Source organism: Lysobacter sp. HA18 (genome assembly GCF_054057595.1).
On record NZ_JBSRZL010000001.1, the window covers coordinates 2199977 to 2211953 of the forward strand.

Below are 11977 nucleotides of genomic sequence, written 5' to 3' on the forward strand. Positions count from 1 at the left end.
GACTCTGCATGCGCACCGCTCGTCAGGTGCACCCCACTACGGAGAACCGCCATGAACGTCCTGACCTCCCTCGTCCACGCCTTCCATGTGTCGCCGCAGATCGACGATTCCGCTACCGCCGAACGCCGCGCCCGCTACGCCGAAGCGCTGGACAACGCCCGCCGCCAGCCGGTGATCCCGTCGCAGAACCCGGACGCCGATGCGTTCGAAGCGCAGTGCCGCCGGGTGCGCGAGTCGCGCTACACCGAGGCAGCGGCCGACCTGTTCCATGTCTGCTGAACGATCGTTCCCGGCGCGGCCGCCGGGAGGCCTGTCAAGCCTGTGTCGGCACCGGCGCGCCTGCTAGTCTGCAAGGCCGCCGGTAGCCGCGACCGGCACGCCCGACTGCATGACGTCCCGCTTCGTCCATCTGCACCTGCACTCCGAGTATTCGCTCGCCGACTCGACGATCCGTATCGGCGAGCTGATCAAGCGCTGCGCGGACCTCGGCCAGCCGGCTGTCGCGCTGACCGACATCAACAACCTCTTCGCCGCCGTGAAGTTCTACAAGGCGGCGGAAGGTGCCGGCATCAAGCCCATCATCGGTGCCGATGTCGCGCTCGCAGACGGCAACGAAGCCGCCACCCGGATGACGCTGCTCTGCCGCGATCGGCAGGGCTACCTGACGCTGTCGCGCCTGCTCAGCCGCATGTGGATGGAAGGCCATCGCAACGACGGCGTCGCGATGCGCCCCGACTGGCTGCGCGAGGACAACGGCGGCCTGTTCGCGCTTGCCGGACGCGACAGCCTCGCCGCACAACTCGCAGGCGGCGGCCGCCATGACCTCGCCGAAGCTTGGCTGGTCGACTGGAAGGACGTGCTGGGCGAGCGCCTGCATCTCGAACTGACGCGCACCGGCCGCAAGGGCGAAGAAGCGTTCAACGCATTCGCGCTGCATGCGTCGTCGCTGCGCGACATCCCGGTGGTCGGCACGAATGACGTGCGATTCGTCGATGAGGCCGGTTACGAAGCGCACGAAGCGCGCGTCTGCATCGCGACCGGTCGCGTGCTCGACGACCCCAAGCGTCCGCGCGAATACAGCCCGCAGCAGTTCCTGCGCTCCAGCGAGGAGATGATCGACGTCTTCGCCGACGTGCCCGACGCGATCGACAACGCGCTTTCGCTGGCGTTGCGCTGCAACGTCGAGATGAAGCTCGGCGAGTACGCGCTGCCGGCGTTCCCGGTGCCGAGCGACCACACGATCGAATCGTGGCTGCGCAACAGCGCGCGCGAAGGCTTGGCGAAGCGCCTCGACAAAGTGCCGCCGTCGGATGGCCGCACGGAAGAGGACTACACGTCGCGTCTGGAAACCGAACTCGACGTCATCATCAAGATGGGGTTCCCCGGCTACTTCCTGATCGTCGCGGACTTCATCAACTGGGGTAAGCAGCAGGGCATTCCGGTTGGGCCCGGCCGCGGTTCCGGTGCGGGTTCGCTGGTCGCGTGGGCGCTCGGCATCACCGATCTTGACCCCCTGCCCTACGACCTGCTGTTCGAGCGGTTCCTCAACCCCGAACGCGTGTCGATGCCCGACTTCGACATCGACTTCTGCATGGATCGGCGCGACGAAGTCATCGACTACGTGGCGCGCAAGTACGGCCGCGATCGCGTGTCGCAGATCATCACCTACGGCACGATGGCGGCGAAGGCGGCGGTGCGCGACTGCGGCCGCGTGCTCGGCCATCCGTACGGCATGGTCGACGGCATCGCCAAGCTCATCCCGAACACGCTCGGTATCGGGCTTGAAGACGCGCTCGGCCGTTCGGACGCGTCGAAGAAGGATTCGGATCTCGCATCGCAGGAACTGATCACCCGCTACAACGCGGAAGACGACGTCCGCGACCTGCTCGATCTCGCGATGTCGCTCGAAGACCTGACGCGCAACGCGGGCAAGCACGCCGGCGGCGTGGTGATCGCACCGTCACCGCTGTCGGACTTCTGCCCGCTGTTCGCCGAACACGACGAAGGCGGCCGCGGCCGCAATCCGGTCACGCAGTTCGACAAGGACGACGTCGAAGCGGTCGGCCTCGTCAAGTTCGACTTCCTTGGCCTGCGCACGCTCACGATCATCGATTGGGCGGTGAAGGCGATCAACGTGCGGCGCGCGAAGGAAGGCGTCGAAGCGCTCGACATCACCACGCTGCCGCTCGATGACGCGAAGGCGTACGAGGTGTTCGCGCGCGGCGATACGGTCGCGGTGTTCCAGTTCGAATCGCGTGGCATGCGCGAGCTGCTCAAGCGCGCGCAGCCTGACCGCTTCGACGACCTCATCGCGCTCGTGTCGCTGTATCGCCCGGGCCCGATGGACCTGATCCCGGACTTCATCGAGCGAAAGCACGGGCGTCAGGAAGTCGTGTTCCCGCATGCGTTGCTCGCGCCGATCCTAGCGCCCACGTACGGCGTCGTCGTCTACCAGGAACAGGTCATGCAGACCGCGCAGATTCTGGGCGGCTATTCGCTGGGCGGCGCCGATCTGCTGCGCCGCGCGATGGGCAAGAAGAAGCCCGAGGAAATGGCGAAGGAACGCGTCAAGTTCGAAGCCGGTGCGAAGGAGCACCACGGCATCGAACCGCGCGTGTCCGGCCCGATCTTCGACCTGCTCGAGAAGTTCGCCGGCTACGGCTTCAACAAATCGCACGCGGCTGCATACGCGCTGGTCTCGTACCAGACGGCGTGGCTGAAGGCGCACTACCCGGCGGAGTTCATGGCCGCGGTGCTGTCGTCGGACATGGACAACACCGACAAGGTCACCGGGTTCCTCGACGAGACGCGCGCGATCGGCATCACCGTGCTGCCGCCGGACGTCAACGAGTCCGCCTACATGTTCTGCGCGACTGCACCGGACACCGTGCGTTACGGGCTCGGCGCCGTGAAAGGCGTGGGACGCGGCGTCTGCGAAGCGATCGTGGAAGCGCGCCGCGCCGCGCCGTTCAAAGACCTCCTCGACCTCTGCCAGCGCGCCGACGACGGCAAGCTCAATCGACGCGCGCTGGAAGCAATGGCGCAGGCGGGCGCGCTCGACGCGCTCGGAAAAAATCGCGCGAGCCTGTTCCTGCAGATCCCGGAAGTGCTGCGCGCCACCGACCAGCTCGCGAAGGAAACCGCGGCTGGCCAGGTCTCGCTGTTCGGCGGATTCGACACCGCCGCGCCGGCGCTGCACATCGACTTGCCCGAAGCGGACGAGTGGCCGATCGCGAAGCTGCTCGAGCACGAACGCGAGACGCTCGGCCATTACCTGAGCGGCCACCCGTTCGATCCGCATCGCGAGGACGTGCATGCACTGATCGGCTTCGACCTCGGCGACCTCGAACGCATCTGGGCCGGTCGTCCCGATAGTGGTCGCGGCGGGTGGCGTCCGGAGATGGAGACGACAGTCGCCGGCCTCGTCGTCGGCTTCCGCAAGAAGGGCGACTCGCAAGTCTTCGTGCAGATCGAAGACGGCCGCGGTCGCTTGGAATGCGCCTTCTTCGCCGAGACCTACGCCGAGCACGCGTCGCTGATCGGCCGAGACAGGCTGCTCGTCGTGCAGGGCGGCCTGCGCGAGGACGCGTTCTCCGGCGGTTTCGCGCTCAAGGCCGCGCGCTGCTGGGAGTTCTCGCAGGTCTGCAGCCGCCATGCGCAGCGCCTGTCGGTGCGCGTGGACCTGCGCCAGCCCGGCACGTTGGCGCGCGTCGAGGCCGTCCTTGCCGCACATCGTCCCGGCCCGACGCCACTGCGCCTGCACCTGCTCATCGACGGCACACACGGCATGGTCGACTTCGACGGCCCGAAGGGCGTGCGCGTCAGCTCCGATCTCATCGGCGCACTGCGCGCGACCCCGGGCGTGCTCACGGTCAAGGCCGCGCTGTCCAAGCCTTGGGCGCACTGAGCGGCCGACCATACGCCCCCGGCGGGCGGTATTCGCCGCTCACGGGATAAACTGCCCGCCTTTCATCCTGCCGGTCCCGCATGAACCCGAACTACCTCGATTTCGAGCAGCCCATCGCCGATCTTGAAGCGAAGATCGCCGAACTGCGTCAGGCGAGCGACGGCAATTCGATGGACGCCGGCCCCGAGATCCGGGCGCTGCAGGACAAGGCGCGCAAGCGCACCGCGCAGATCTTCCGCGACCTCACGCCGTGGCAGGTCTCGCAGATGGCGCGCCACCCGCAACGCCCGTACACGCTCGACTACATCGAGACCATCTGCGACGAGTTCCACGAGCTGCACGGCGACCGCGCGTACTCCGATGACGCCGCCATCGTCGGCGGTCTGGGCCGCATCGACGGCCGCAGCGTCATGATCATCGGCCACCAGAAGGGCCGCGACACCAAGAGCAAGGTGCGCCGCAATTTCGGCATGCCACGCCCCGAGGGCTACCGCAAGGCGCTGCGCCTGATGAAGATGGCCGAGCGTTTCGGGATCCCGCTGGTCACCTTCATCGACACGCCGGGCGCGTATCCGGGCGTCGGCGCGGAAGAGCGCGGCCAGTCCGAAGCCATCGCCCGCAACCTGATGGAGATGGCGGAGCTGAAGACGCCCATCATCTGCACCGTGATCGGCGAAGGCGGCTCCGGCGGCGCGCTGGCCATCGGCGTCGGCGACCGCACGCTGATGCTCGAATACAGCACCTATTCGGTGATTTCGCCGGAAGGTTGCGCGTCGATCTTGTGGAAGTCGGCCGACAAGGCCAAGGACGCCGCCGAGCAGCTCGGCCTTACCGCGCGGCGCCTGCATTCGCTGGGCCTGGTCGACAAGGTCATCCGCGAACCCACGGGCGGCGCGCATCGCAACCCGCGCCAGATGGCCAAGCGCCTGAAGAACGTGCTGATCAACGAACTCGATGCGCTGGTCGGTATGCCCGCCGAGGGATTGCTCGAGCGTCGCTACCAGCGCCTGCGCGGATACGGGGCATACGAGGCGGCGTAAGCCAAGACGGTCACCTAAACCCGCGTGCGCGGCAGGGAGCGGATGGCCCGTGGCCGACCGCTCTTTCGTGACAATTCGGGCCCCTACACCCGCGCCACCCTGAACGCGCCACAACGGTTCAGGTCTCTAAGCGGCAAATAGCCGCCAAATGTTCAAGTCCTGTGAAGAAGCGCCGACAAGGACGGCTCGCACCTCTGCGAGCCGTCGCTAGGCGGCCCTTCCTGTCACGGAGACATTTGTGAAGAAACTGCTGTCTTTGGCCGTCGCGGCCGTTCTCGTCGCGCCCGCCGTCCACGCCGAGGTCCGTGTCAGCGGGTTCGGCCAGATCGTTGCCGGCAAGCTGACCGGTGAAAACCAGGCGTTCCCCGACCGCGACTACGACACCGACATCGGTTTCAAGGAATCGCTCGTTGCCGTGCAGGTCGACGCCGACCTCGGCAGCCGCGCCACCGCGACCGCGCAGGTCGTCTCGGACGGCTACAACGATTTCCACCCGCAGCTCGCGTGGGCGTTCGTGAAGGCCAAGCTCGGCGGCGGGTTCTCCGCGTCGATCGGTCGCCAGCGCCTTCCGCTGTACCGCTATTCCGACTTCCTGCAGGTGGGCGCGGCGTACCCGTGGGTGCGTCCGCCGTTCGCGATGTACAACCAGCCCTGGTCGAACTTCGAAGGCGTGAGCCTTTCGCACGACGCGTACGTCGGCAAGTGGTACTCGCAGGCGCAGGTGATCGGCGGCCGTTTCAAGGGTGAGATCGACGGCCACGACTCCGGTGTGGATGCGCGCCTGGACAAGCTGCGCGGCGCGAGCTGGGACATGGAATACGACGAGTGGCTGTCGTTCCGCGCGGCCTACATCGTGGGCAACGTCACCGTGACCGGCACCGCGCTCGATCAGGTGACCAACGCGCTCAACGCATTCGGCCAGCAGACGCTCGCCGCACGCGTCGACTACAACCACGACCGCGGCACGTTCAAAAGCGTCGGCGCGAAGGTCGACAAGGGCAACTGGCTCGCCGTCGGCGAGTACGCGAAGCTCGATGTCGACGACACCGTGTACGCCGGCACCAACCGCACCGACTGGTACGCCACGCTCGGCTATCGCATTGGCCCGGTGATGCCGAACTTCACCATTGGCCGCCGTGACGCGGGGCGTAGCGAGCAGGTCACCGCGGGCGTGCCGGTGAACAGCCCACTGTATCCGGCGCTGTACGCCGCGAGCGTCAGCCAGTCGCTGGACGAGTCGTACCGCACCGTCGGCGTGCGCTGGGACCTGACGCCGAAGCTCGCGCTCAAGGGCGACTACACGCGCCTGCGCAGCGACATCCCGGGCACCAAGGACGCGAACCTGGTTTCGACCGCTCTCGCGTTCACGTTCTGAGGCCATCCACGATGAAGTCGATTCGTTTCACTTTTGCGGTGCTCGCGCTCGCGTGTGCTTTCCAGGCCAACGCGGGTTCGGTCGTCGTCTCCGCGTCGAGCAAGGCGACGACGATGGACGCCGAAGCGGTCAAGCGCGCTTTCCTCGGCCGCCAGGACACCATCGGCGGCGCGCAGGCGCTGGTCGTCTACCAGAAGGGCGGCGCCACCCGCGCCGATTTCGACCGCACGGTTCTCGGCAAGTCGGCGGCGGACCTGTCGTCGTACTGGTCGCGCCTCGTGTTCACCGGCAAGGCGCGCGCGCCGGCGGAAGCCGAAGGCGACGCCGCGGTGAAAGCCAAGGTCTCGGCCAATCCGGGCGCCATCGGTTACATCGCCGACGGCGCGGTCGATAGCTCGGTCAAGGTCGTCTACAAGTTCTGAGTTTCTCCCGCCCATGGGAACGCCGGAGCCCGCAGCGATGCGGGCTTCGTCGTTTCCGGGCCTGCACGTGGCAGCATTTCGCCAATGACCGTCGCGCCGCCAACGTTCGCCCCCGCCGTCGACGCCCCGGTGTGCGTCGGCTTGAGTGGCGGCCTCGACTCGACGGCGCTGCTGCATGCGCTCGCTTCCGATCCACGGCAACGCGAGCGTGGACTGCGTGCGCTGCATGTCCACCACGGCCTGCAGCCCGATGCGGATGCGTGGGCGACACATTGCATCGCCGAATGCGCGCGCCTCGACATTCGGATCGACGTGGTGCATGTCGACGTCACCAATTCGACGCTCGGCCGCGAAGGCGCCGCCCGCGACGCGCGCTACGCCGCGTTCGCGAACAGCCTGCGCGACGGCGAACACCTCGCCCTCGCTCATCATCGCGACGACCAGGCCGAAACGTTCCTGTTGCGTGCGCTGCGCGCGTCCAGCATCGACGGCCTCGCGGCGATGGCGCCGCTGCGTGCGCTTGCGCGAGGTGTGGTGTGGCGCCCTTGGCTCGGCGCCGCGCGCGCGGATTTACGCGCATACGCGATCGCAAATGGGCTTCGGTGGATCGACGACCCGAGCAATGCGGACCACGGTTTCGATCGCAATTTCCTGCGTCTTCGCGTGATGCCGTTGCTGCGCGAACGTTGGCCGTCGGTCGACGATGCGTTCGCGACCGCCGCGCGGCTTGCGGCGGAAACATCGGATCTTCTGGACGACGAAGACGCTGCGGCGCTGGCGCGCTGCACCATCGAAAACGATGCCGATCTTTCGCGCAGCGCGTTGCTCGCGCTCGATCCTGCCCGGCGCGCGCGCGTGCTGCGTCGCTGGATCGTGTCACACGAGCTGCCGCCGCTACCGGCGAATGGCATCGAACGAATTACGGACGAGTTGCTCGAAGCACGCCCGGATGCACAGGCGCGCTTCGACTGGCACGGCGCAACGGTGCGCGCGTGGCGCGACCGACTGCATGCTTCGCGCGTGACCGCGCCAATCGACGCGACGTTCGACGTGGCGTGGGATGGCATGAAACCGCTGGCGCTGCCCGACGGCGGCGAGCTCGTCCTCGCGCCTGCGTTGCCGCTTCCCACTGGCACGCGCGTCCGCGCACGCCAAGGCGGCGAACGCATCCGCCTGCCCGGTCGCGACCATCGCCACGAACTCAAAGATGTGCTGCTGGCCGCCGGCATCCCGCCGTGGATCCGCGAACACCTGCCGCTGCTTGTCGCGGGTGACGAGGTGCTGGCCGCGGGCGACCTCGTCGTCAGCGCGACGCTGGCTGCGCTGCTCGAGACGCACGGCGCCCGCATCATCTGGACCCCGCCCGCCTGACGCCTCACCCGCACGCCACGCGGCTGCGGCAAGACTTCCGTCGCATTGACCCTGCACCGCGACCGCCGCCACACTTCGACCATGCCGCGCAAAGAAGCCATCGAGCAGCCCCAGCCCTCCCCCGTCGCCGACTTCGAGCGCTCCCTCGATTCGCTGGAGCAACTCGTCGAACGGATGGAGAAGGGCGACCTGTCGCTCGACGAATCGCTGGCCGCGTACGAGGAGGGCGTCGGCCTCTATCGCCGCTGCCAGACGGCACTGGAGGAGGCCGAGATGCGTGTGCGCCTGCTGACCGACCCACAGGATCCGTCGACCGCCCAGCCCTATCCGGACGCGTCCACGCCCGATGCCTGACAGCCGCCTGGAGGCTTGGCGCGGCCGCATCGACGCCGCGCTGGGACAGGCGCTCGACCTGCCCGACGCACCGCCGCGGCTCGTAGCCGCGATGCGCCATGCCGTGCTGCTCGGCGGCAAGCGCATGCGTCCCCTGCTGGTGCTCGCGACCGGCGCGCTGTTCGGTGCCGATGAGTCCGCGTCGCTTGCGCCGGCGGTCGCCGTCGAACTGATTCACGCGTACTCGCTGGTGCACGACGACCTGCCGTCGATGGACGACGACGCACTGCGTCGCGGACAACCGACCGTACACGTGGCGTTCGACGAAGCGGCCGCCGTGCTCGCAGGCGACGCGCTGCAATCGCTCGCGTTCGATGTTCTCGCCGACGCACCGTCGGACGTTGCCATGGACCTCGTGCGCGAACTCGCGCGTGCCTCGGGTGCCATCGGCATGTGCGGCGGCCAAGCGCTCGACCTCGACGCGACCGGGCGCAGCGCGGATGTCGACGTCGCCGCACTCGAACGCTTGCATGCGATGAAGACCGGCGCACTCATCCGGGCCGCGGTGCGCATGGGCGCGATCTGCGCGCACGCCGACGCGCAGGCCTGCGCACGGCTCGACACGTTCGCCGATGCGCTCGGCCTGGCGTTTCAGGTGCGCGACGACATCCTCGACGTCGAAGCCGACACCGCGCAGCTCGGCAAGACCGCCGGCAAGGATCTCGCTCAGGACAAGGCGACGTTTCCCGCGCTCATCGGCCTCGATGCGTCGAAAGCCAAGCTCGCACATCTGCAGCAGACGATGACCGACGCGCTGGAACCCTTCGGGGAACGCGCGTCCGCTTTGCACGAACTCGCAACGTTCGCGATCCAGCGCGCACACTGATCGCCCAAAAAGAAGAAACCCGACGTCGCCGCCGGGCTTCCTTGCATCACGTCGTACGCGCGGACTACTTCACGAGGCGCAGCGCAAACGGGTACCGGTAGGCGACGCCTTCGTTTGCCTTGATCGCCGCCATGATCGTGACGACTAGCCACGCGAGGCCGACGATCAGCATGAGCGGGCCGGTCAGCAGGATGCCGATGCCCAGCGTCATGAACGTCAGGATCCACAGCGCCAGGAACACGATGCCGACGGTGATGTTGAAGTTGAGCGCTTCCTTGCCCTGGTCGTCGACGAAGGGCATCGCTTCCTTCTTCATCATCCAGATGACGAGCGGGCCGAGCACGCAGCCCAGGCTCGCGGCCCAGCCTGCAGTCACGATGCCGCCGGCGAGCGCGGCGAGGTGCGCGAACATCGCCCACTGGCGTTCTTCAGCGCTGATGCCGCTGGCGTTCACCGTGCTCGCCACATGCGGCGGCGGCGAAGGCTGCGAATACGGCGGCGGCGTTTCGCCGGTGCCTTCGGGAATATCGTTGACGTCGCTCATTGCGTGCTCCTGCGGGAAACGGTCGACAGCCGCCACTCTCGCCCCGCGTGAAAGCCGCGTCAACCGCCGTCGATCGACTCGCCCGCAACGGTCATGCGCGACACCATCACCGAGCCCATGCGGATGTGCGAGCGCGGGTCGATGTCGGTGCCAACTGCTTCGATTCGCTGGAACATCTCGCGCAGGTTGCCAGCCACGGTAATGCCATCCACCGGGTAGTCGATGCGGCCGTCCTGCACCCAGAAACCGGCGGCGCCGCGCGAGTAATCGCCGGTCGTGGTGTTCGCGCCCTGCCCCATCAGTTCCGTGACCAGCAGGCCGTTGCCCATTCCCGCGAGGACCGCTTGAAGATCACCGGCGTTCGCCTTGACGTCGAGGTTGTGCACGCCGCCTGCGTTCGCGGTCGTCTGCAGCCCGAGCTTGCGCGCCGAGTAGCTGCCGAGCACGTAACGCTGCAGCACACCGTTTTCGACGAGCGCAGATTCGCGCGTCGCAACACCTTCCGCATCGAACGCCGAGGAACGCAGACCGCGCTGCAGGAACGGACGCTCGACGATCGAGAACCACTGCGGAAAGAGCTGCGTACCCTGGCTGTCGATGAGGAAGCTCGCGCCGCGATACAACGCACCGCCCGAGACCGCGCCGAGTAGATGGCCGACGAGCGAGCGCGCCATTTCTGCCGCGAACACGACCGGATATTCGCCCGTGCGCAACTGGCGCGGCGACAGTCGACCGACGGCGCGTTCCGCGGCGCGTCGACCCACCGCGGCGGGCGATTCCAGGTCTTCCGACGCGAGCCCGAACGTGTACCAGCCGTCGCGCTGCATCGCGTCGCCGCGCCCGGCGATCAGCGCGCAACCCAGCGAATGCTGCGTGCCGCGCTCGCGACCGATGAAGCCGTGACTGTTCGCGTAGACCGACAAGCTGCGTCCACTGCTGAGCGACGCACCGTCGGAATTCTCGACCCGCGTGTCCGATTCACGGCCCGCCTGCTCGCAGGCAAGCGCAAGGTCGATCGCGCGATCCGCATCGATCGCCCACGGATGCCAGGAATCGAACTCCGGCGTGTCGCGCGCCATCAGATCCGCATCGGCCAACCCCGCAGCCACGTCGTCCTCTGTGTATTTCGCGATCGCGCAGGCCTGTTCGACCGTCGCGATCAGGCTTTGCTCGCGCAGGTCGGCAGTGCTCGCACTGCCCTTGCGCTGGCCGAAGTACACGGTGACCGCGATGCCGCGATCGCGCGTGGATTCGACCGTCTCGACCTCGCCCATGCGCACGTTGACGCTCAGGCCCGCTTCTTCCGAGCAGCTGACCTCGGCCTGCGTCACGCCGCGGCTGCGTGCGAGGTCGAGCAGTCGCTGCGAGAGGCCGGACAGCGCGTCGAGGCGCTCGATGCTGTCGTCCTGGAGGGCCGGCGAAGTGGTCGTCGCGTTCAATGTCTTATCCTTCCGTTCTCATGTCCGCGCCTCGGCGGACGGCTCAACGCGTGGCGGCAGTCGTCGCGCAGGATTATGACGATGCGCGGTCGCGACGAAGAAACCGGTGAATTCCGTAGCCCCTCCCGCAGCGAGCAGCGCCGCGAAGCATTGGGCGTGCTCGAACTGGCGGAGACGCTGGCCGACCTGACCGACGCGCAGCTCGCGCGCGTGCCGGTGCCGGAATCGATCATTCCGCACATCATGGATACGCGTCGCATCACCGCGAACATCGCGCGCAAGCGGCAGCTCGCCTTCCTCGCCAAGCAGATGCGCAAGCTCGACGACGACGAGATGCAGGCCATGCGCGATGCGCTCGACGAAAAGAGCGACACCGCACGCGCGGAAGCCGCGGCGATGCATCGCGTCGAAGCGTGGCGCGCGAAGCTGCTGGAAGGCGGTGACGCCGCGCTGGCCGAACTGCTCGACCTGCATCCCGATGCCGACCGCCAGCGCCTGCGCCAGCTGGTGCGCAACGCGCTCGACGAACGCAACCGCAACAAGCCGCCGCGCGCATTCCGCGAACTGTTCCGCGAACTGCGCGGCGTGCTGCTCGGCACAACGGACGACACGGGCGACGAAGCGGACGTCGACGACACCGACGAATAACGCGAACGAAGG

General features: G+C 67.6%; 11 protein-coding genes. 9 read left to right on the forward strand and 2 right to left on the reverse strand.

Annotated elements, in window-relative coordinates:
• The first annotated feature begins 51 nt into the window (after nucleotides 1-51).
• The 8 genes from ACVWWW_RS10885 (at nucleotide 52) to ACVWWW_RS10920 (ending at nucleotide 9334) form a co-directional block, all read left to right on the forward strand.
• Nucleotides 52-279, forward strand: a complete 228-nt coding sequence (locus ACVWWW_RS10885; protein ID WP_027083532.1) for a hypothetical protein — start codon at nucleotides 52-54, stop codon at nucleotides 277-279.
• A 109-nt stretch (nucleotides 280-388) separates the two neighbouring features.
• A complete protein-coding gene (dnaE, locus tag ACVWWW_RS10890; protein WP_027083531.1) occupies nucleotides 389-3907 on the forward strand; it encodes a DNA polymerase III subunit alpha in 3519 nt (1172 codons plus the stop codon).
• Between the two features lie 80 nt (nucleotides 3908-3987).
• The gene (locus ACVWWW_RS10895; RefSeq protein WP_027083530.1) at nucleotides 3988-4947 is read left to right on the forward strand and encodes an acetyl-CoA carboxylase carboxyltransferase subunit alpha; all 960 of its coding nucleotides are present in this window, start codon (nucleotides 3988-3990) and stop codon (nucleotides 4945-4947) included.
• Nucleotides 4948-5185: 238 nt separating this feature from the next.
• On the forward strand, nucleotides 5186-6322 hold the full coding sequence (locus tag ACVWWW_RS10900) for a hypothetical protein (RefSeq protein ID WP_027083529.1): 1137 nt from the start codon (nucleotides 5186-5188) through the stop codon (nucleotides 6320-6322).
• Between the two features lie 11 nt (nucleotides 6323-6333).
• Nucleotides 6334-6744 carry a hypothetical protein gene (locus ACVWWW_RS10905; RefSeq protein ID WP_027083528.1) on the forward strand — a complete coding sequence of 137 codons (411 nt, stop codon included), beginning with the start codon at nucleotides 6334-6336 and terminating at the stop codon, nucleotides 6742-6744.
• Nucleotides 6745-6828: 84 nt separating this feature from the next.
• Nucleotides 6829-8115: a tRNA lysidine(34) synthetase TilS gene (tilS, locus tag ACVWWW_RS10910; protein ID WP_027083527.1), complete on the forward strand. Its 1287-nt coding sequence runs from the start codon at nucleotides 6829-6831 to the stop codon at nucleotides 8113-8115.
• 81 nt (nucleotides 8116-8196) lie between these two features.
• Nucleotides 8197-8469 carry an exodeoxyribonuclease VII small subunit gene (locus ACVWWW_RS10915; RefSeq protein WP_027083526.1) on the forward strand — a complete coding sequence of 91 codons (273 nt, stop codon included), beginning with the start codon at nucleotides 8197-8199 and terminating at the stop codon, nucleotides 8467-8469.
• A complete protein-coding gene (locus tag ACVWWW_RS10920) occupies nucleotides 8462-9334 on the forward strand; it encodes a farnesyl diphosphate synthase (RefSeq protein ID WP_027083525.1) in 873 nt (290 codons plus the stop codon). Before ACVWWW_RS10915 ends, ACVWWW_RS10920 begins: the two co-directional genes overlap by 8 nt.
• Before the next feature lie 64 nt (nucleotides 9335-9398).
• Here the strand turns inward: ACVWWW_RS10920 and ACVWWW_RS10925 are convergent, their stop codons facing one another.
• Both ACVWWW_RS10925 and pmbA read right to left on the reverse strand, forming a co-directional pair.
• Nucleotides 9399-9878 carry a DUF4870 domain-containing protein gene (locus ACVWWW_RS10925; RefSeq protein WP_456998695.1) on the reverse strand — a complete coding sequence of 160 codons (480 nt, stop codon included), beginning with the start codon at nucleotides 9876-9878 and terminating at the stop codon, nucleotides 9399-9401.
• 59 nt (nucleotides 9879-9937) lie between these two features.
• Nucleotides 9938-11317 carry a metalloprotease PmbA gene (gene pmbA / locus ACVWWW_RS10930; RefSeq protein ID WP_027083523.1) on the reverse strand — a complete coding sequence of 460 codons (1380 nt, stop codon included), beginning with the start codon at nucleotides 11315-11317 and terminating at the stop codon, nucleotides 9938-9940.
• An 81-nt stretch (nucleotides 11318-11398) separates the two neighbouring features.
• On the opposite strand from pmbA, the gene yjgA reads away from it, so the two are divergent.
• A complete protein-coding gene (yjgA, locus tag ACVWWW_RS10935; protein WP_027083522.1) occupies nucleotides 11399-11965 on the forward strand; it encodes a ribosome biogenesis factor YjgA in 567 nt (188 codons plus the stop codon).
• Nucleotides 11966-11977: the final 12 nt, after the last annotated feature.